This window comes from Actinomyces vulturis, from assembly GCF_001687305.1.
GTDB lineage: Bacteria > Actinomycetota > Actinomycetes > Actinomycetales > Actinomycetaceae > Actinomyces > Actinomyces vulturis.
On record NZ_KV700385.1, the window covers coordinates 436,898 to 457,684 of the forward strand.

A 20,787-nucleotide genomic window follows, 5' to 3' on the forward strand; every position below is an offset into this window, starting at 1 on the left:
ACCGCCATCAAGTCGGATTGAACGAATAACTTCGTGGCCTCGAGTCGATAACCTCGTGACCTCGTGGTCGTAAAAACCACTCACCTTTTAGCCTCACGGTTAGAAAAAACATTAACTACGCGGTCACTAGAAAACGTCAGGGGGCCCGCACATTCGTGCGGGTCCCCTTCGTCATATGCGCCACGCAATCCGAACGAAAACCCTAAAATTTTGACCATTACAGAGTTCCATGGTGAGGACTATCTAATGGATGCTTTTGTCGCACTGGATTTTGAAACAGCGAACGCTCATCGAGGTTCAGCCTGTTCATGCGCTTTCGTGAAATTCAATGAGTCCGGAGAAGAGATTGACCGGTTCTCCACTCTCCTACACCCTCACGAATCATTGGATTACTTCAGCCCAATTAACACGTGGATTCACGGAATCACTGCCAACGATGTAGTTGACGCTCCGTCATGGGCCGACGTCTACCCCCAGATTGTCGACTTCATTGGCGATTTACCAATCGTCGCTCACAGCATGGCATTTGATGGTTACGTACTAACCGACCTAGATCGTCTTTACGAGAAAGAGCCTCTGCTCAATCGCAGATACTGCACGGTTCGTCTAGCGCGCCGTCTTTTTCCAGACATGGAATATCGAGGGTTGTTCCCCGTATTCGAACATTATTTCCCTGACGAGTACTTCAATCATCACGATGCCGCTACGGATGCTTGGGCTTGCGGAAAAATCTTTGCTCAAATGCAAAAAGATTTAGGAATCGAGAGGATTTCTGATCTTTGTCCTCAAACCGGGCCTGGAACCATCCATGAACGCTCAAGGAATAAAGATCGCGAATGGGTATACGTAGCGAGAGACAGTATCGAATATTCAGAACTCATTGAGCGATTCTCCGGAACGGATTCTCTTCAGGGCCAACGCGTCTGCTTTACGGGCACTCTCACCACTGCGCCTCGAGCAACAATGCAATTGTTGGTCGAGGAACTGGGAGGTGCAGTAGAAAAGAGTTTGACAAAGAAAACCACGATTCTCGTGGTCGGTATTCCCAATCCTGCTGCGTGGGCCGAAGGGGCATCGGCCTCACGCAAACTGCAAAAAGCAACAGCCTTACGCGAATCAGGCTCACCCATCACCGTCATGGGCGAAGAAGACTTCCTTCATTTCCTCCAGGATGGAATGCATCCAGAAGAGTGTTAGCGGGCTGCTTAGAGGGCGGCTTCGCTGAGCAGTCGGTCGATGAGGTCGGCTACTGCGGGCGTGGAGTTGTGGCGGGCAGCTTCAGTCACGTCGGGGGCTACGCCATCCATCGCCACCGGATAATCCGCCATGTGGAACATGGGGATGTCATTCCAGGAATCCCCCACACAAATCACCTTGTCAATGCTCATGCCTGTCTGCTCGCATTGGCTACGCACATGATCCACGCCCATACCCTTATGAACACCGGCAGCAACCACGTCGAGGAATCCGTGGGAACGGAAAGAATCAGTGTCGTCAGGGAAAAGTTCCTTAACCTGGCGCTCAAGATCCTTCGCAATAACAACATCCGGGGTCACGATGGTCAGAGCTGTCACCGCATGATTAGCCATTTCATCCAAAGTTCCCGGCAGGAAATGGTTAATGACAAGTGCATCAGGGTTGTGAACGTAATCGAGTGCGTCATGAACGGCGAAGTCACCATCGGTGGTAGTGACGAACATACTCACGTCCTGGCGGGACATAAACACCTGAGCTGCACCACGCACCACCTCAGGATCCATGGGAGTGGAATCCACCAACTCACCCTGAGCATTCAAAATTGCTGCGCCAGAGGACGCAATCGCGTAATCGTAGGACAAGTCCGAATCAGCGCAGGCATACCCCACCAGGCCGCGTGAGCGCCCAGAAGCAATAGCAAACACATGACCGGCATCGCGCCAGCGAGCAATCGCCTCACGGTCACGCTGGCTCACAAGCCGATCAAAAACGAGAGTTCCATCCAAATCACTGGCAAGCAGCATCGTCATGAGTACTGACCATCCTTCATATCGAACTCTCCACCGGGCACATTGCGCTCTAACTCAGCAATCCAGGCAGCACTAGACACGTCAGAAGGCATCCGCCAGTCACCGCGAGGAGATAAGGTTCCGCCAGATACCACCTTGGGGCCGTTAGGCAAAGTAGAGCGCTTAAACTGGTTAGCGAAGAATCGCTTGAAAAACACGACCATCCAGTGACGAATCGTGGACAGATCGTAGGCAACCTTGTCAGAATCGGGAAGACCCTCGGGCCAGAGTCCCACGCTGGCATCCCTCCAGGCATGTTCAGCAAGGAAAGCGATACGGCTGGGAGCGGCTCCGTGACGTAGCACGTGGTAGAGAGTGAAGTCCTGCAGAGCGTAGGGGCCGATCTTGGCCTGGGTGGACTGGATTTGGGAGCCATCCTCACTGGGGACCAATTCGGGACTGATTTCGGTACCGAGCACACTGAGCAGAGTCTGGCCCACGGCATCGTCAAAAATCTTTTCGGACACTACCCAGCGGATGAGGTGCTGGATGAGAGTCTTGGGAATGCCTGCGTTCACGCCGTAATGGGACATTTGATCGCCCACACCAAAGGTGCACCAACCCAGGGCCAACTCGGATAGGTCACCGGTTCCCAGCACAATACCGCCACGCTCATTAGCTAGACGGAAAAGGAAATCGGTACGCAGACCGGCCTGGACGTTTTCGAAGGTCACGTCATAAACCTCGGGGCCGCACTCACCCAAACCGTAAGGATGGTTCATATCCTTAAGCATCTGAGTGGCTGCGGGACGAATATCGATTTCTTCCCAGGTGCAACCCAGGCCTTCCATTAAGGCTATAGCGTTGCTTTTGGTAGTTTCCGAGGTGGCGAAGCCAGGCATAGTAAAAGCGAGAATGTCTGAGCGAGGCCGCCCCAAGCGATCCATGGCTCGCGCAGCAACAATGAGGGCCTGAGTGGAGTCCAGGCCACCGGATACGCCAATGACGATCTTAGGGTTGCCGATAGCCCGTAGCCGCTGTTCAAGCGCTGAAACTTGGATGTTGTAGGCCTCATAACAGTCCTGTGCCAGGCGTGCCGGATCATCAGGGACAAAAGGAAAACGATCAATGCTGCGCCTAAGACCAAGATCGCCGGTGGGTGTAATGAAGCGGTCAATGGTGACCCGGCGCCAGTGGTTCACACCCTTGGGCGCAGCCGTATCGGCCACGTTCGTCACTTCAAGATCGAAGGTGCGGCGGTTGTCATCAAAGGACCCCTGGCGCACGCGTTCACCGGCGATGGTTCGCAGGTCGATATCAGTAATCGCTGCACGTGGACCGTCAGGGAAGCGCTCTGTATGGGCCAGGGAGTTACCCAGTTCGTAGATGAAGGTTTCGCCGTCCCAGGCCAGGTCAGTAGAGGACTCGCCTTCCCCCGCTGCTGCATAGATGTAAGCGCAGTTGCAGCGGAATGAGGCGGATTTGGCCAGGAGTTTGCGGTCATCGCTACGCCCCACGGTGATGGGTGAGCCAGACAGGTTCACCACGACGGTGGCGCCGGCCATGGTGGCCATGGCTGAGGGCGGAACCGGAATCCACATGTCTTCGCAGACGTCGATGTGGAGGATGAAGTCCTTCATGGCCGGAACTTCGATGAGAAGGTCAGGACCGAAGGGGACCACGGCATCCTCACGAGGCATCTCAGCGTCATATTCGGCGTCATGCCAGGGGATGTAGGCATCCACCCCACGCAGGGTAATCCACTCTCCACGTTGATCATCACCAGGGGTGAAGTGACGTTTTTCGTAGAACTCGCGGTAGTTAGGCAATACAGACTTGGGGACCACAGCGTTGACCACGCCGTCATGGATAACCACGGCGCAGTTATAGAGGCGGTTGCGATGCTTCAAAGGTGCGCCCACCACAATGATGGGGGTCAAGCCCTTGCTTTCCTTGCGTATTGTTTCAATCGCTACCAAGACTTCATCAAGGAGCACATCTTGCATAAGCAGATCGTCGATGGCGTACCCGCTTAGACCCAGTTCGGGAAAAACTGCCAGCGCTACCCCCTGCTCGTTCAGGTTGCGGACCTGCTCCATTGTGGCCCGAGCATTGGCTGTTGGGTTGGCGGGGGCAACAGGAAGGGTGACGGCTGCGACGCGCGCAAAGCCCTGATCATAGAGGGAATGAAACTCCATAGCACGATCCTGCCACATTGAGTCGGGCGCCACCTACACTAGGTGTGGGTGGCGCCCGGGGTTATCGCTTAGAGAAATTACTCAGCGTGGGCAAGTACACCACTGGTCATCGGGCACGGATGCCTTCACAGCATCAACGTGCTGGCCACAGCCCTGCCAGGTGGTTTTACCGCAACGATCACAGCGAACTGGACTACACATGTGTGCTCTCCTTGTGTGAGGGGTATTGGATCGCAGTTCCTATTATGTCTTTCAACTCTGAGACATGGCAGAGGACTCAGCGCGTTCTTCGGCTTCTTCCTCAGCGATTTGTTCCAGGCCAGTTTTGTGCCCCAGTTCTACCTTGGGGAAGAACATAGCGATGAGTGAGGCCAAGATCATCACAGGCACCAGCATTTGAAGCACAGGGGTCAGGGAACTGACGTAGGACGCCACGATTCCACTACGGATCTGTTCAGGCATCGCGTCAACAAGGGCAGGAGTCAGTGAGTGTGCTCCGGATTCTGCTCCACCGTTTAAGGATTCCAAGGCAGCGTGAATCTGAGCGTTATCACTGGTGGCCAGGCGGGTAAAAAGACTGCCCAAACTTTCAGTTAGGCGACCAGAGAATGACATGCCAATCAGTGCAGCAAAGAGGGACACACCAATCTGCCTAAAGAAGTTAGTCAAGCTCGTGACCGCACCCAGGTGACGAGCAGGCATAGCGTTTTGCACCACGAGGATGAGCAGTTGGAAGTAGATGCCCACACCGAAGTTAAGGATGAAGATGTAGGTGCATACCAGAATGACAGGAGTGGAGGGAGTAAGGGTGGAGAGCAGGTACATGCCCAGCGCACCGATCCATGGTCCTACCACGGGGTAAATCTTGTAGTTTCCACGTTTGGCAACCAGCACACCGGAAGCATTAGAACCAATGAACATGGCCACAGCACCGGGCACTAGCAACAGCCCTGAGACTGTTGCGGAGTATCCGTAGACCATCTGCATGTAGGTGGGAAGGTAGCCGTTAATACCAAAGAGACTGCCCACACCGAATACACCTACGAGTGTGGACACCACGAAGGTGGGGTTCTTCGCAATGGCCATCGGCAGCACGGGATCTTCTGCACGCTGTTCGACCGGAGGAACGAGCGCCCATGCAATAAGTGCCAGAGCGATGAGCCCAAGAATTTGAGGGCTCATCCAGGCGAACTCATTACCGCCCCAGGTGGCTACCAGGACCAGAGCAACGGCACCAATATCAAGCAAAGTCAAACCAGCCCAGTCGATCTTGTGTTCGCGCTGATGCTTAGGCAAGCGAAGCACTGCCCACACCAGTACCCAGGCAATAAGACCGAGAGGAAGGTTGATCCAGAAAACCCAACGCCACGAGATGGAATCTGTCAGATAACCGCCCACCACGGGGCCGAGCACTGCAGCAAGGCCCCACATAGCCCCCATAGGAGCCATGTAGGTTGCGCGAACACGCGGTGGAATAAGGTCACCAGTGATGGCCTGGCTGGAAATCATCAGGCCACCGCCACCCAGACCTTGGATGGCTCGGAAAGCCACCAGTGCCCCCATGGAAGTGGAAGTACCGCATAATGCTGAGCCAGCAAGGAAGATAGCAATGGCAGTAAGGAAGAGATTCTTGCGTCCCACCACGTCACCAAGTTTGCCGTAGACGGGCATGGCCACGGTCATGGCAAGGGTGTATGCGGTAATGATCCATGCCATGTGGTTCACGCCGCCAAGATCACCGACGATGGTAGGCAGGGCGGTAGCCACGATCGTTTGATCCATAGCTGCCAGGAACATCACCAGCATGAGGCAGGCGTAAACCACCCAGAATGCTCGGTCTGGTTTAAATGCCATGGTGCGTTGACGCCGCGGCGAGGTCGTTCCACTCATTCCGTCTCCTTTCCTGCATTCACCTGGATATTCGTCTGATCGATAGTGGTTTTCTCGCGATTCTCAGCGGTGGGCTGGTCATCGCGTTCCGTGACGTGCGCCTTCGATAAGGTGGCACCGCCGGATGTATCGAGAAGAGCGTCAAGGCTGTCACACACAATGCTCACGGCTTCAATAAAAGACGACGGCGTAGGCAGGGCGCTTGGAGAGGCTTCACTGTCACTCCAGGCGGTGCATGTGGCTTCTTCTCCGACCCACACGTCCATGGCGCTGCGTTGAATCATTCCTGCTAGGTGAGTAATCACCATGATGCGAGGGTCACGACAGTCAGGTGTATGGCCATCTTGGTGAGTAAGGCGTTGGAAAGCGGCGTCATTAATGAGACCTGCGAACTTCACGACCCGAGCATGAATATGTGTTTTGAGTTCGGGGTTGCTTTGCATGATGGTGCGCAGCATGAGGAAGTGGTCGCGCTGATCGTCGATAGTGGCAGCACAGTCGATCATGAGTGCTCGCAGGTCACTGACAAGAGGGCCGGGTGAGTTGATGAATGACTCTAAGGCGGCGTTGGAAGGAATGATAGGACCGAGCAGGAGCATGTCTGCTTTGGAATCAAAGTGATTGAAAACTGTTCGGCGGGAGACTCCGGCGTGCTGGGCCACGTCGTCCACAGTCATGGCGGCATAACCATGTTCCATACATAAGGTGAGTGCGGATTGTTGGATGGCGGCCCGTGTTTTTTGCGTATGGACGGCGCGGAGATCTGGTGACATAAACGCAATATTTGCACTGAGTGCAGAGTTGCATCAAGTGCAACAACCGTGACATCACCCACCCCTCAGGACGCCACGTCAGCACCTTCAGGATTTAGGCCACACTTTTGAATTTAGATTCACTAAACAGTTGCACTTATCTTCTCCGTCACCTACCGTTACTCATGCAAGGCAAAGCGGGAAACCCCGCACCCCATCACGCCCAGGAGGCACCCCATGGCCGTTCTCACCATTGGTGACCAGTTCCCCTCATACTCTCTACCCGCCGTGATTGCTGGCAACCTCAAGGATGTCACCGCTGACAAGCCCGAGGACTACTTCACCACCGTCACTTCCGACGTTCCCGAAGGCACCTGGCGTGTTGTCTTCATGTGGCCCAAGGACTTCACCTTCGTATGCCCCACCGAAATCTCCTCTTTCGGCGACCTGTACGAAGACTTCAAGGATCGTGACTGCGAAGTTATCGGCATCTCCACCGACAACGAGTACACCCACTACGCATGGCGCCGTAGCCACGAAAAACTGCAGAACCTGCCCTTCCCCATGGCCAGCGATCTGACCCGCGAACTCGTCACCGCCCTGGGCGTACTCAACCGCGAAGGCGTATGCGACCGCGCCACCTTCATCGTTGATCCCAACAACACCATCCAGTTCGTCTCCGTTGACGCAGGCTCCGTTGGCCGCAACACCGAAGAGGTTCTCCGCCAACTCGACGCCCTCCAGTCCGACGAACTGTGCGCCTGCAACTGGAAAGCCGGCGCAGAAACCATCGACGCACTCAGCGAGATGACTGCCTGATCCATTTCCCATCCCCCAGGAATGCTTAGTATTCCTGACACACACGTACCCACGTGACAGGGCGACGGCGTGAACGCACCTGCCTCCACGCCGTCGCCTCCCCTTAAAACTCACCTAAAAATCAACGAAAGACCACCATGAGCATCGACACCCTGCGCTCCGCCCTCCCCGACTGGGCCAAGGACCTTTCTCTTAACCTCTCCACTCTCACCCGCTCCTCCTCCCTCAACGAGCAACAGCAGTGGGGGTGCTTCGTGGCCGCCGCCGCAGCCACCCGCAACGAAACAGTCCTCATCCAGATCATTGAAGAGGCACGCACCCACATGAGCGAAGAGGCCATCAATGCCGCGCTCGGCGCAGCCTCCATCATGGGGATGAATAACGTTGCCTACCGCGCACGCCACTTCTTCGGCAGCGCCTACGACAACGAACGCATGGGCCTTCGTATGAACATCATCGGCACCTCCGGCGGCGTAGACAAGGCCGACTTCGAACTGTGGAGCCTGGCCGTTTCTTCCATGAACGGCTGCGAAAAGTGCGTCGTCGCCCACGAAGCAACCGTGCGCGAAGCAGGCTTAAGCCAGGAACAGGTCTGGGAAGCTATCCGTATCGCCGCCACTCTCCAGGGCGTAGCACAGGCAGTCTTCGCTGTCGAAACCTTGGGCTGATAAACAGACCATAAGTAACTAACAGGCGGTGGGCCGGTAAGGAACTATCCTTACCGGCCCACCGTTTTCATGGCCATACTCACGATTTTTTAACGCACCATAATGACACTCAGCGGTGATAGATTGGCCGGCGTGCCAGGACCAAGCCGATTTACACAACGGTTAAAACCGCCACAGCGCATCGCAGTCACGATGCTCGCTGTGTTGATTTTTGGCACCATCGGCCTCTCTCTCCCCTTCGCCTCACACCCCGGCAATCACCCCCGATTCATTGACGCTTTATTCACAGCAACATCAGCACTGTCCGTAACCGGATTAATTACGAAAGACACTCCAGTCTTTTGGTCACCGGTCGGCCACGTAATTATCTTGAGCCTGATTCAAATCGGTGGTTTCGGCGTGATGGCTATTGCGACTTTGCTGTCACTAGCCACTGCACGACGATTAGGACTGTCCACTCGCATTAATGCCGCCAATGAAACAAAGAATGGTGGCGTGGGACAGACGAAGTCCGCTGTCCGGGGTATTTTCTACACCACCCTAGTGATGGAGTCGACGGTGGCCGTCGCCCTAACGCTGCGCTTTTACTTCCACTATCACATGAGTGTGGGCACAGCAGTATGGCACGGAATCTTCCACTCCGTAAGTGCCTTTAACAACGCCGGTTTCTCGCTCTACACCGATTCCCTCATGCCCTTTAATAAGGATCCCTGGATCCTGCTGCCACTATCCACATCCATTGTGGTGGGCGGCCTAGGCTTCCCCGTGGTGATGGAAGTACTTAAGCGTTACCGCATGCCTCACTTTTTGACCATGCACACCAAATTGGTGCTCTCGGGTACCGCATTCTTACTGCTCGCTGGCTTCGTTTTTGTTCTTGCCCTGGAATGGTCTAACCCCAACACGTTGGGACCCATGGCGCTGCACAACAAGATTCTCAATTCTTTCTTCCAATCAGTGACTTCCCGTACCGCAGGGTTCAACGCTATCGATACCACCGCCATGAATCCGGCCACTTGGCTAGTGACTGACATCCTCATGTTCATCGGCGCAGGTCCCGCTGGTACCGCTGGCGGTTTGAAGGTCACCACTCTGCTCATCATCGTGTTCATGGTGCGCAGCGAACTACGCAATGACCGCGCCGTAGTCATCTTCAACAAGCGCCTAAGCCGTTCCACTCACCGCCAGGCCATCACCGTGGCCTCCATGATGGTCATTCTCATCATTGCTGCCACCATGGCACTGACCATTTTGGATAAGTTGCCTCTGGAACAGGTGCTCTTTGAGGTCACCTCAGCAATTTCTACCACCGGACTGTCCACCGGTATTACCTCAGTTCTCTCTATCCCCTCGAAGTACATCATCGTGGTGCTCATGTTCGTGGGTCGCGTTGGCCCCATCACTCTAGGCACCTCGCTCGCACTGCGCCGTAAACCTGTGCTGTACACCCTGCCCAAGGAAAGGCCGATCATTGGCTAAGTCTCCTTTTGCCCGCTCTACTCGTCGCAGCACTCATCGTCTGCGTCACCTCATTACGACGACTCCTACACCGGATGAGCGCCGTCACGCGCGCGTACGCAAGGAGTCCCCTGTGACTCCAGCCAGCGAAGTTCAGTCCGTGGCGGTTCTGGGCTTAGGGCGCTTCGGCACCTCCTTAGCCCTCGAACTTATGGGCTTGGGCATTGACGTACTCGGAGTGGATACCGATGAGGGCGTAGTTCAGGATATGAGTGACCTGCTCACCCACACGGTTCAGGCTGATGTTTCCCGCGAAGAAGTTATTGAGCAACTCGGCCTAACCGAGTTTGATCGTGTGGTGGTCTCCATTGGCTCTGATCTCACCGCTAATATTCTTACTGCCTCGATTTTGCGCCGCCTGGGCGTGAAAGAACTATGGGCCATGGCGACAAGCGTCCCCCACGCAAAGATTCTTCGTCAGCTCGGAGTGGAACACGTAGTCAACCCTCAGCAGGATATGGGCCAGCGCACTGCTCACCTGGTCAGCGGTAGCCTTCAGGACTGGGTTGATTATGGAGGCGGCAAGTTCTGTATGGCCAAGATGCGCGCGCCACAGTTCATGATTCACCAAAACGTTGCTGAAACTCGCTTACCTGACCAGTTCGATGTGAAGGTCGTGGCTCGCCGCTCTGTTGGCCAGCCGTGGGAGTACATCACCCCCGAAACCGAGTTGGCTGCTGGTGACGTGATTATTGTGGCTGGTAGTGAGGATCGTCTGGTGGAATTCGGAAAGAAAGCTTCCAATGCTCCATGCCCAATCGTCCCCTTCATCACTGAAGACGAGGACGACGACGAGTAAGCACCTCGTCAGTGAACTGACCGTATGATGTCTGTCAGTCATTGAACACCATAATGCTGGTGGGGCCTGAGACTTTCTCAGGCCCCACCAGCATCTGTCACAAAAAACGCTCTTTGTCTCGCATCAACGTGGTGATGGAAGAAGACCAGATTTAGCCATCAGTGGGATCAGCGTTGATGGCTCCTTGAACGTCATGGAACAAAAGATCAGTCATTTCCACGTGAACATGCTCAATGGCTGGAATGTCATCAAGGACCAGCGGATCATTCGCTGAGGTCTGAAGAATGAGGGTCCCGCAACCAAAAATGCGGTCAGTCAATGCACGATCATAGGAGACATCACTGATACGCGTCAGTGGAAGATCATGCCCTTTCTTGTTAAAAATTCCTGATCGCGTGATAACGCGACGTGTAGTAACCGTGTAAGTGGTAGTCATCCACCGTAACCAAGGCACGAGCATCAAGGGGACTGTCACAATGGTAAAAATGATCCACGTGGTGGCCATCCCCCAAGGATTCCAGTCATCGGGAATGATGATGCTGACCGCGACTGCCACGGCGATGAGAAGAAGTTCGCCCAGAATATTCCATAACAGCACCTTGGGATGAGTGCGCATATGGCGAACCACAACCTCGTCGCGGCTAAGCAGTTTTTTCTTAAATCCCATAAGCACATCATGCCATGCGGTGGGATCGTTGGCTCTCCACAGAACTTCTCTGCTCATCGTGCCCACCAAAGCCACAGCCTGGGGCAGTTGCAGTGCTAATCGAGTGCTACTCCACGAGAGAACGGATATCCTCACTCGTTAGGGCCGCAGTAGCACTGGCTCCTCGAGTCATATCAGCTGTTCCTTCAACCACTCGATTAAAAAGATCAGCCTTCTTAGCTTTCAACGCCATGACCTTGTCCTCAATGGTGTTGGTGGCCACCAAGCGATAAACCATAACAGGACGCTCCTGGCCAATACGATGTGCGCGGTCCACTGCCTGTTCTTCCGCCTGCGGGTTCCACCACGGGTCCAAGACATAGACGTAATCCGCCTGGGTCAGGGTGAGGCCAAAGCCGCCGGCCTTCAGGGAGATGAGGAAGACCTGGGCCTGACCACTGCGGAACTGCTCAATCACGGCTTCACGATTGGATGTGGAGCCATCAAGGTAGGCCGTGGAAACACCCGCTTTCTCCAACTGATCCTTGACCATGGTGAGGTAAGAGGTGAACTGGCTGAAGACCAACGCTTGGTGTCCCTCGCCAATAACAGGAGTGATGTTGTCTAGGAGGACAGAAATCTTGGCGCTACGGCCTACTTCCTCTTCACCATCAACAAGAGTTGGGTCCAAGGCCATTTGACGCAGCACCATGAGGGAACGCAGCGCGTTAAAACGTGCTGTTGCCGAGTCCTCATCCAGTAATCCAAGGATGCGCTGACGTTCACGGCTCAGACGAGCCTCGTAGGCGTGGCGGTGAGCCGGAGTAAGATCTACGCTGAGGATTTGTTCAATCTTGGGCGGCAGATCCGTGGCCACATCATTCTTAGTCCGGCGCAGCATGAATGGCGCCAGGCGCGAGCGCAGACGCTCGAGTGCTTTCTTGTCCCCCTGGTCAATGGGCTTGCGGTAGACCTCAATAAATCGGTCAGGTGAGGGCAGCAGTCCGGGAGCACCGATACTGGCCAGGGCCCACAGATCCATGAGGGAGTTTTCCAAGGGCGTGCCTGTGATGACTAAGGCGTTCGGGGCTTTGAGGCTACGAATAGCTTTGTATGTGGCTGAGCGGTAGTTCTTAACGAACTGACCTTCATCCACCACGAGCCAACTAAAGTCCACTGCAGTGAACTGATCACTATCGATACGGGCGATGGCGTACGACGTAACTACTACATCCGCCTCTGCACATTCTTCGGCCACCGTGGTGCCACGGGTTTTGGAAGTCTTGGACAGGGGCACTACGCGCATGCTGGGGCAGAACTGACCAGCCTGTTCCACCCAGGAACCAATCACACTGGTGGGCGCCACCACGAGAACCGGGGCAGGACGCTCACCGCTTGCTTCCACCGATTCCTCAATGGCCCGCTGAATCACGGCAAGAACCTGGACGGTCTTACCCAGGCCCATGTCATCGGCCAGGATGCCACCCAGCCCCGTGCGCTTGAGCAGTGAGAGCCACTGGTAGCCCTCATGCTGGTAGGGGCGCAGTGTGGCGGTGAAGTCCTGCGGGAGTGGAGTGTGTGCTGGGAGTGATGGTGCGGCGTCGGCATCAGAGGATTCATCCGCAGGGTTGTTGGCGCGTTTGCTGAGCGTGATGAGGTCAGCGATGCCCTGTTTCCACCGTTCGGAAGCCTGCGCCACCACGCCCATCTCCACTAGGTCTTGATAGAAGCCGGCTTGAAGTCGGGAGATCATCACCGAGCCGTCCTCGGTGTGGTGGCGCGGGTCAGCCAGATCGCGCGCTTCGGCCATGAGGGAGGCCAGGCGCTGTACATCGGGTTGATCCAGCCCCACCCATGTACCTGAGTCCAGCAAGATCACGTCTTGGCCATGGGCCAGGGCATGCATGAGACGTTCGAGAGGAACTTGTTCGTCTCCCAGGGCGATGCGCACGGACAAAGAGAACCAATCCCGTTCATCGGAATCGTCAACGCTGGTGAGGATTTCCGGGGTTCCCTGGAATTCGGTGAAGTGGGGGATGTGCCCCACCTTGTCCACGATGATTTGCTTGTCGGTAGCGATGGAGGGGATGACCTGGTCCATCACCGCCATCGCACCGCGGGCATCGTAGGTAGCGTCCGTGAAATTGACGTAGGGGTGGTGGCGGTAATGGGCCTGAATGGCGCTAACCAGTTGGTCAATACGTGCCCTGTAGGGACCTGGGAGTTCAGTTTGGCCGTCAACAGCCTTGGCCCAGGCGTCACTGTGGCGCACTTCCCCCTGTTCCGTCACAAGAGCCACATGCCATGAGACATTCATCGTGAAGACCTCAGCCTCCACGCGAGTCAGGCGGCAGAGGACTTTAGGCTCCATGGGGACTGGGGCTTGGATGGAATCGTCGGTGGAGACGTGGATGCGGGAACTGGAGAGGGTGGGAAGCACATCGTCGATGAACACGTCATGCTGCACGGGCGGAACTTCAATGCAGGCTTTGTCCGCGGTGATCAGGTTGCTCAGTTCCTCGGTGGGCGCGGGGACGATAGGGGCGAAAATGGTAGTTTCATCGCTGGTGTAGGTGATGGCGGTGGCGGGGATTCCCACATAGTCATGGGCTTGGGTGCTGAAGATGCTGGAGCGTTCCAGGCGGTCACCCACAGCTTGGGCGAGAGTGGCGTGAACGGCTTGTGCGTCAGCGCAGTCTCGTGTGGCCAGATATCCGCTATGGGCCATGTTGCCGGCTTGACGGACGGTTTTTAAATCGTTGCGGTCTAAGTCCGCGCGCACGGTAATCACACCATTCTTACCGTGTTCGGCGTGCAATCTCGGCGCAACTGAGGGAGCGATGATGATCTCTGGGGTGCTGCTTGCCTGTTTGGATTGGGGACGCAGCACCAGGGGGATACTAAGTTCTTGCAGGCGCTTGAGTAATGACCAGATGCCGCTTCCTAGGGAGTCTAGACGCGCGGCACGGGGGTCATCGTAGTAGCCGGAGGTGGCTCGCCTGAGAGAGGCAATCATCATAAGGGTATGGGTGACTTCATCGGGGAGTTTTCCCATGTAGTCACCGCGGTCAATTTCGTCCCAACTGATGCCGGTTTTCACCCAGCCTCGTTTACCTCTGGTAACAGGGCGAATAGTCCATGACGGTGTCAGCGGCACATAGTAGCGGTTGCTCGCAGGCTTCTGCGGTGGTTCAAAGAGGAGAGCCACCTCAATGGGATTGCGGTCTTGATCCGGGATGAGTCGGTCGAGGCGCTCCCGCCAGCGCCGTTGATTGCGCTCCGGGTTAATGGTGGGGACCACGGGGCGCGGCTGGTTGACCGATGGCGATGTGGTGGCGTGTCTTGGTCCCCCGGCCTGCTGGGTAGAGGATGTGTCATCGCTCGTAGCCCCTGTATTTTCTGGCGTTGTCGAGGCTGCGCTACCGCGTCCGCCTGCGGTGTTCTGTTTTTTAGTCCCCGCTATCCGTGACGTGGGTGTCATGAGAGCCCACAGATCACCCTGTTCTGAGGAAACGGCAGTGTTCTGGGAACGCTCTGTCTCTCCGGCACCAGTACCCCGAAAAGTTTCAGCCGTTGAGCCCCCCTCTCGTTGAGCACTACCGGCTACTGAGTTATCAGTTTCCTCGTCAGTACCATCACTCCAGGACGTTGCAGCCTGAGTTACTGGGCGTTCGTCATCAAGATGAGATCCCATGTAGCGAGCAGCCAGGATCAAAGCCACGCAGTGCTTGCATCGTGAACGCACGGGACAGGTACATGATCCGTTCCAACTCATCCCCTTTTCATGGGCCGCCCCGTAGATGACGCAATCGTAGGTACCAGACTCAGTCGAGCGGACTTTTCCACTGAGGAATGCCCCCGAGCCAGCCATCGATACGGTGAGCACATTGCCTGCTTGGAACAAGCCTTCACCACGGTTGAAGGTGGCTTGACCGGCATAGTGGCGTAAGGCCGCAAGGTCTACGGTTACGGGCCAATCGGTGGGAAGAGGTGCGCGCGCCATAACTTCCAGAATACAAGGGTCCTAGCGCGCACAAAAAGCAGGCTGACCTAGTCGGTCCTCATTTCTTGTTCTTGCGTGAGTGGTGCCTACGGCGGCGAGTTTTTGCTCCACTGTCACCGTTGCTCTTGTGGGAACGGTGGACCGAGCGGCGCATCTGTTCACGCCACAGAGCGCGCTCTAAGTCAATCTGGGCCATCTTGTGGGTGAGGATGCGTTCTTCCACAATGTCCCGGGTGACGGTGGGACGGTGATGATGACGAGGGTGAGCGTGAAGACGTTCGGGAGCGCGCGACGTCGCAGAACGATCAGATCCCTGGGGTGCTGCAGTAGCTGCGCGGCCTGCTGCAGTGGGAGCCACACTGACGGGGGCCGTAGCGTGCGGAGAATCAGTGGAATTAGAGATGAGGTCAGCGGAGGGAACTGAGGAGTCTGCGGGAGCAGCCTGGCCGGGCAGGGCCGGTCCCTGAACCACACCGAGCGTCTCATTACGCGGAGACTTATCGCTAGGCTTGGCAAAAGCCAGAGCAGCGGTAGGCATGATAAGGACGCTCAGCGCACCGGCCACCACGAGGGTAGAAGCGTTGCGCTGGTCCATAGCTCCCGCAGCCACAGCCACCTGGGTAACAGCCACGATGATGGGCAACGCGGTGGTGGAATAGAGGGAGACTTGGAAGCACTGACGAATGGAGAAGACACGGCCGCCGCCGATCTTGCGTTCGGCGAAGGTGGCCAGCCACACGGGCACACCACGCACAAGCATGAGCAGAACCATGAACGCCAGTAAGCCACGGACGTTGGAGCCTACGGCGCCCATCCAGATGGTCATACCGCTGGTGACAAAAAAGAGGGGGATGAAAAAACCGTAGGCCAGGCCGTCAAGTTTTTCTTCGTATTCTTTGTTTCCCTCAGGCAGGGCGTGACGCAGGATGAAACCGGCAGCGAAGGCTCCAAGTACCACGTCGAGTTCGAAGACTTCCGCGAGCGCGCATAGGGCCACCAAAAGAAGTACCGTGATGCGAATAGAGGTTTGTGCGGTGGTACGGGAAGACAGGTGGATAAAATCGGTAATCTTTTGTCCAAAGCGCTTGACTCGGTCAGTGAATTTCACAATGGCGACAGTGACCAGAACAAAGATAAAGAGGATACCTAGTCCACGCACTGGGGAATGGGAGCCAAGCAAAAGAGCCATCAGGATCACGGGGCCCACTTCACCGACAGCCCCATGGTTGAGGACTGTGGCCCCCACCGCCGTCGGAAGCATCCCTCTCTCACGCAAGATGGGCAGGAGCGTTCCCAAGGCGGTTGAGGTCATAGCGATGGCGATGGCAATACCTCGTGTAGTAAAGGGGCCGCCCTCATCAATACCGAGCACGGCCACGGCACCGAAGGCAAGGGTTAGGGAGAACAACCAAGCAACCATCGCATGGTGCCCGCCTACACCTTTAAGTTCGTTGACGTCGATTTCGTAACCAGCTAGGAGAAAAAGGAAGGCTAGTCCGAATTCACGGAGAAATTCGATTGGGGCAGTGTTAAAGGCAAGCCCAAGTCCCCACGGACCAATGAGGATGCCACCGACAAGCAGCAGCACGGTTTCAGGAACGATTCTTCGAGGGATGAGAAAAGAGAGCACTGGTGCAACAAACGCCACCATCGCTACCCAAAAGAGGGACTGGAATGCCTCGGCCACGCGGTTTCCTTCCTACCGGGGGACGTCACTAGGGTTCACAATACTGGTATGCATGCATTTTCTTCTGCACCCTCCGCTCCCTTAACTCGCCTACCTGATGGGACTGTGAAGCAGATCAATCCATTTACCGGAACACATGTGTGGACTGTCCCGGGCCGGGGAAACCGCCCGTTGACGCCACCTCCGGCCACGGATGAAGTGTTAGAGGAAGGTGAACGCACCCGTATGTGCGCATTTTGCCAGGATAACTATGCTTTGACTCCTCCAGAGAAGGCGCGTGTAGTTCGTGACACGGATGGTTCCTGGCACACCATCGTGGGTGTAAGTGCCGACGATATGCATGCAACGGTGGCCGAATTCCGTCGTATTCCTAACTTATTCGAGATTCTGTCCTTCGATTTCTGGTCAGCCAACTACGGCTCTCATATGAGTGATGACGCCATAGCACATCTCAATGCCTACCTGTCCACTTCCAGTGGAATTGAGCATTGTCGTGCGATTGTGCGCACGAAGATGGCTGCCAGTGGCACTCCCCTACCTACTGATCATCAGATAAGCCTGGATGAGTTACGTGAACAGGTTCGTCCTTTCTTCGCTAGTGGTCACGATGTGATTGTGGGGCGGCGCCATGTGGTTGATGGTGCTCATTACGCCTCGCAGTTGGCATCAAGTGGCACGTTGAGTGTGGATGAGCACCGCGCGTATATCGCTTTCACGATTGAAGGAATGAAGGATATTTATCTTTCAAACCCGTGGGTGCGATATGTGGCGGTGTTCCAAAACTGGCTTCGCCCTGCTGGTGCTTCATTTGACCACCTCCACAAGCAGTTGGTGGGCATTGATGAGCATGGGGTCAGTACGCAGCGTGAGGTGAATCTACTTCACCACAACCCTAACTCGTTTAATGATTTGGCTGTGAACTATGCGGCTCAACAGAAGTTGCTTATTGCCGCAAATGATCATGCAGTGGCGTTTGCTGGCTTTGGCCACCGTTATCCCACGGTGGAGGTGTACTCACGCTCATCATGCACTGAACCGTGGACGATGGATCCTGATGAACGTGACGGCATGGCTGATGTTCTCCATGCGGTGCACGCCGCTACAGGCCCCACTGTTCCCTGCAACGAAGAATGGCACCATACTCCCCTCGATGTTGATACGCCAATGCCATGGCATATCAATATCAAGTGGCGTGTATCGACCGTCGCTGGTTTTGAGGGGGGCACCAAGATTTACATCAACACGATTGACCCATGGACACTGCGTGAACGCGTAGTGAGTGAGTTGATGCGTCTGCGTCACGAAGGCGCGATTGCTGAAGACTTACTTATTGGCAATGAGTGCCCGCGTACGCCAAATATGCTGCGCTACAACCCCTTCCTCACCAGGGTATAGTAGGCGTTTCCTTACTGTGAGCCATGCCGCATCACAGGCCATGAGAGAGATCTAGTTATACCTGAGCGTTCCAGTGTTGACATGGGTACACATAAAACGCACATGCGAGGTAAGAAAAAATCGAAAGACTTATCGAAAGTACATTACCTCCTTTTCTCCCAAGGATGACCACCAACTTCTTGATGATCAATTCATCACGGCACGAGAACTTTAGAAGGCAATGAAATATCGCGAGTTATTAGTTGTAGCCCTTGGGTTTGCAGTACGTTTAGTATTTTCATTAGAAAGTACAGCAATCATGCTTATCGTCCTTTCTGATAAGGGCGACATGAAAATCAGTGCCATCATCGGTTTACTGTCAATTATCCCTACTGTGGTACTTGGAACAGTAGTTGCACGATCACTTCAACGTTTCGGAACAAGCCCCATACTCGCAATTTCACTACTTCTCAATGTTATTGCGTGTACAATATTCTGCCTCACCCCTGAAACAAATAAAGTCATCCAAGGCATTGTTTTTGCACTTACTATTGGCATAATTCGTCCATTTACTGATAACGCAATAAATGTCTTAGTGATAGAGGTCGCGGACGATGATCGCCTCGAACAATTAAACGGCAAACTCTCCACGCTTCAAGCATTGGGGAGCGTCATCGGAGCTCCGCTCAGTGGCATGCTTTTTGCTCTCTCTCCTATCGCCCCGATTATCATCGCCATATTTACTACCTGCTTCTTTACGATATTAATCGCACCATCATCCCTAAAAACTCAAGTCACGAAGCGAAGTGAGAAAATATCAAAAAAGCCCCATCTGCCTACTAAGTTACCTCAACTCGCATTTCTCCTTGCCTGCGTTGGCTTTATTTCCAATGTGAGCGCCGGTGTCTTCAATGCCGCATACCCCGTTCTCCTCCTTAACCACCATGGTCTTTCATCCACGATGTACGGTTTCTGCAATGGCGCGATGAGTGGAGGAATGATCGTTGCAAACCTCGCGTTCATCTACGTGGTTCAGAAGATTGATTCATGGAGTTACGCCAATATTGCTGATTTAGTTCGCTTCTTTGCAGTTTTCGGCCTCATCTTTTTACCAGCGGCACCCTCTATAATGTTGTGTTGCATTATCTATGGTATTTCCATGGGCGTTTGGAACGTTGGTTCATCTTCAGCATTACTACGAATGGCAAAAGGTGACATGCAAGCCGATATTATTTCCCGCTACCGTTCCATTGTCTTCGCTGGTGCACCTATCGGTTCCGTTCTATCTATGCTAATCAGTAACTACGGACCAGTATTGGCAATGTGGTCCGCTGCGTGCGGCTGGCTCATCTGTCTCGTCATGCTCACCGCAAAAAGAAAAAACTACCTCGCTATATACGCTCATGATTCCGGAGAATAACCCTGATTGCACTCCAATGATCCTTTGCTCAGATGAGCACACAGATACTAGCCGGTGGGCTTAACGTTTCAGCGATCTCGCAGCACTTCACGATTTACGATCCGCCTTCACGTCAGTCACGTGGAAAACAAACGATAGTTAAATGCCGAGGGCGCTGCGCTCTTCAGGACCTACCCAGCCGGGTCGTGATTCCAAGGCGTGGAACCAACGTGCTAACGCCGGCCAGAAAGAAATGGAGGGTGCTCCACCGGGATAACGGTGGCGGTCACCGTGAACATATGCCTGCATAGTAGTAAAGAGGCGAATATCTGGGCCGGTGGGTTCGTCGCCACACAAGAATTGGCCGGTGGCTAGAGTGGAAGCCAGGATAGGGGGATCAGTAAGTGTCAGTGCTGCTTCACGGGATGGTTCCATGTGAGTGGCTCGCGCAAGAATTGTGTCAATCACGTCCAGGGAAATCATGAACTTATCGGCAGCCATCTGGGCTTTTTCTTCATCGTCAGTGTGGGTGATGAAGCCATGAGCGTTGTTGATATGTTCACCGATCCATTCATCCCAGCCTTTGATGGCCAGTTGACGATCTGCGGGGTAGAGGTCAGGGGCGCCGGCTGCGTGAAGGGGCTTCCATGCGGTTGCGAGATCTTCCAGGAGTGCACCTGAGTCCGCCATTACCACCTGCTTGGTGGTCATATCGACCAGGGCAGGAATAGTGGGAGGGGGAGTGTATCCAGGGGTGGTGGCGTATACGTCAGCCACAGACTGACATCCGAGTACAGGGTCTACACCTGGTTCGCCATGTTCGTCAGTCAGTTCCCAAAAACCATCGTTACCACGACCATAACTGAGAGACACAGGGATGGCTTCGCTCAAGCCCAGCAGACGGCGTGCGATAAGAACACGGCGACACCAAGGGCAGAATCCTGAAACCACCAGGCGGTATCGACCTGCTTCAACGGGCAGGTCACCTTCAGTGAAACGATGAGCAGAACTAATCGGCATGGTGGCTCCTTGATATGGGTTATATCTAG

Annotated in this window: 15 protein-coding genes; 7 read left to right on the forward strand and 8 right to left on the reverse strand. The window is 54.9% G+C overall.

The annotated features are described in order from the left end of the window. Positions 1 to 246: 246 nt before the first annotated feature. Positions 247 to 1,197 (forward strand): exonuclease domain-containing protein, encoded by a 951-nt coding sequence (locus tag A9753_RS01850; RefSeq protein WP_067779350.1) that lies wholly within the window; start codon positions 247 to 249, stop codon positions 1,195 to 1,197. Positions 1,198 to 1,205: 8 nt separating this feature from the next. Here A9753_RS01850 and A9753_RS01855 read toward each other — a convergent pair whose 3' ends face one another. From A9753_RS01855 to A9753_RS01870, 4 genes are all read right to left on the reverse strand, one after another. Beyond that, complete coding sequence (locus tag A9753_RS01855; protein ID WP_067779352.1) at positions 1,206 to 2,006, reverse strand: HAD-IIB family hydrolase; 801 nt, start codon at positions 2,004 to 2,006, stop codon at positions 1,206 to 1,208. Beyond that, positions 2,003 to 4,183 (reverse strand): NAD(+) synthase, encoded by a 2,181-nt coding sequence (locus A9753_RS01860; RefSeq protein WP_083090189.1) that lies wholly within the window; start codon positions 4,181 to 4,183, stop codon positions 2,003 to 2,005. The genes A9753_RS01855 and A9753_RS01860 overlap by 4 nt, the downstream gene beginning before the upstream one ends. 252 nt (positions 4,184 to 4,435) lie before the next feature. Then, the gene (locus A9753_RS01865) at positions 4,436 to 6,073 is read right to left on the reverse strand and encodes an MDR family MFS transporter (RefSeq protein ID WP_245637327.1); all 1,638 of its coding nucleotides are present in this window, start codon (positions 6,071 to 6,073) and stop codon (positions 4,436 to 4,438) included. Further along, entirely contained in the window at positions 6,070 to 6,846 is a 777-nt protein-coding gene (locus A9753_RS01870; RefSeq protein WP_083090190.1) for a TetR/AcrR family transcriptional regulator, read from the reverse strand. Before A9753_RS01870 ends, A9753_RS01865 begins: the two co-directional genes overlap by 4 nt. 216 nt (positions 6,847 to 7,062) lie before the next feature. Here A9753_RS01870 and A9753_RS01875 point away from each other — a divergent pair, with 216 nt between their 5' ends. The 4 genes from A9753_RS01875 (at position 7,063) to A9753_RS01890 (ending at position 10,629) form a co-directional block, all read left to right on the forward strand. Then, a complete protein-coding gene (locus A9753_RS01875) occupies positions 7,063 to 7,644 on the forward strand; it encodes a peroxiredoxin (RefSeq protein ID WP_067779358.1) in 582 nt (193 codons plus the stop codon). A 137-nt stretch (positions 7,645 to 7,781) separates the two neighbouring features. Next, positions 7,782 to 8,312 (forward strand): alkylhydroperoxidase, AhpD family, encoded by a 531-nt coding sequence (ahpD, locus tag A9753_RS01880; protein ID WP_067779361.1) that lies wholly within the window; start codon positions 7,782 to 7,784, stop codon positions 8,310 to 8,312. A gap of 132 nt (positions 8,313 to 8,444) precedes the next feature. Further along, positions 8,445 to 9,791: a TrkH family potassium uptake protein gene (locus A9753_RS01885; RefSeq protein WP_218056733.1), complete on the forward strand. Its 1,347-nt coding sequence runs from the start codon at positions 8,445 to 8,447 to the stop codon at positions 9,789 to 9,791. Further along, positions 9,784 to 10,629, forward strand: a complete 846-nt coding sequence (locus A9753_RS01890; protein WP_067779365.1) for a potassium channel family protein — start codon at positions 9,784 to 9,786, stop codon at positions 10,627 to 10,629. The genes A9753_RS01885 and A9753_RS01890 overlap by 8 nt, the downstream gene beginning before the upstream one ends. Positions 10,630 to 10,780: 151 nt before the next feature. On the opposite strand, the gene A9753_RS01895 is transcribed toward A9753_RS01890, so the two are convergent. From A9753_RS01895 to A9753_RS01905, 3 genes are all read right to left on the reverse strand, one after another. Next, positions 10,781 to 11,296 (reverse strand): PH domain-containing protein, encoded by a 516-nt coding sequence (locus A9753_RS01895; RefSeq protein WP_067780288.1) that lies wholly within the window; start codon positions 11,294 to 11,296, stop codon positions 10,781 to 10,783. A gap of 106 nt (positions 11,297 to 11,402) precedes the next feature. Continuing rightward, positions 11,403 to 15,278: a DEAD/DEAH box helicase gene (locus A9753_RS01900; RefSeq protein ID WP_067779368.1), complete on the reverse strand. Its 3,876-nt coding sequence runs from the start codon at positions 15,276 to 15,278 to the stop codon at positions 11,403 to 11,405. Positions 15,279 to 15,336: 58 nt separating this feature from the next. Further along, a complete protein-coding gene (locus A9753_RS01905) occupies positions 15,337 to 16,965 on the reverse strand; it encodes a cation:proton antiporter (protein WP_067779370.1) in 1,629 nt (542 codons plus the stop codon). A 48-nt stretch (positions 16,966 to 17,013) separates the two neighbouring features. On the opposite strand from A9753_RS01905, the gene A9753_RS01910 reads away from it, so the two are divergent. Continuing rightward, complete coding sequence (locus A9753_RS01910) at positions 17,014 to 18,360, forward strand: DUF4921 family protein (protein WP_067779372.1); 1,347 nt, start codon at positions 17,014 to 17,016, stop codon at positions 18,358 to 18,360. Positions 18,361 to 18,580: 220 nt separating this feature from the next. Beyond that, positions 18,581 to 19,759 carry an MFS transporter gene (locus A9753_RS01915; RefSeq protein WP_083090191.1) on the forward strand — a complete coding sequence of 393 codons (1,179 nt, stop codon included), beginning with the start codon at positions 18,581 to 18,583 and terminating at the stop codon, positions 19,757 to 19,759. Positions 19,760 to 19,897: 138 nt separating this feature from the next. Here A9753_RS01915 and A9753_RS01920 read toward each other — a convergent pair whose 3' ends face one another. Continuing rightward, entirely contained in the window at positions 19,898 to 20,758 is an 861-nt protein-coding gene (locus tag A9753_RS01920) for a glutathione transferase (protein ID WP_067779377.1), read from the reverse strand. Positions 20,759 to 20,787: the final 29 nt, after the last annotated feature.

Coding starts and splice junctions, on each gene's coding strand:
- A9753_RS01850 (WP_067779350.1), top strand. CDS start 247: ATGGATGCTTTTGTCGCACTGGATTTTGAAACAGCGAACGCTCATCGA.
- A9753_RS01855 (WP_067779352.1), bottom strand. CDS start 2,006: ATGACGATGCTGCTTGCCAGTGATTTGGATGGAACTCTCGTTTTTGAT.
- A9753_RS01860 (WP_083090189.1), bottom strand. CDS start 4,183: ATGGAGTTTCATTCCCTCTATGATCAGGGCTTTGCGCGCGTCGCAGCC.
- A9753_RS01865 (WP_245637327.1), bottom strand. CDS start 6,073: ATGAGTGGAACGACCTCGCCGCGGCGTCAACGCACCATGGCATTTAAA.
- A9753_RS01870 (WP_083090190.1), bottom strand. CDS start 6,846: ATGTCACCAGATCTCCGCGCCGTCCATACGCAAAAAACACGGGCCGCC.
- A9753_RS01875 (WP_067779358.1), top strand. CDS start 7,063: ATGGCCGTTCTCACCATTGGTGACCAGTTCCCCTCATACTCTCTACCC.
- ahpD (WP_067779361.1), top strand. CDS start 7,782: ATGAGCATCGACACCCTGCGCTCCGCCCTCCCCGACTGGGCCAAGGAC.
- A9753_RS01895 (WP_067780288.1), bottom strand. CDS start 11,296: ATGGGATTTAAGAAAAAACTGCTTAGCCGCGACGAGGTTGTGGTTCGC.
- A9753_RS01900 (WP_067779368.1), bottom strand. CDS start 15,278: ATGGCGCGCGCACCTCTTCCCACCGATTGGCCCGTAACCGTAGACCTT.
- A9753_RS01910 (WP_067779372.1), top strand. CDS start 17,014: ATGCATGCATTTTCTTCTGCACCCTCCGCTCCCTTAACTCGCCTACCT.
- A9753_RS01915 (WP_083090191.1), top strand. CDS start 18,581: ATGAAATATCGCGAGTTATTAGTTGTAGCCCTTGGGTTTGCAGTACGT.
- A9753_RS01920 (WP_067779377.1), bottom strand. CDS start 20,758: ATGCCGATTAGTTCTGCTCATCGTTTCACTGAAGGTGACCTGCCCGTT.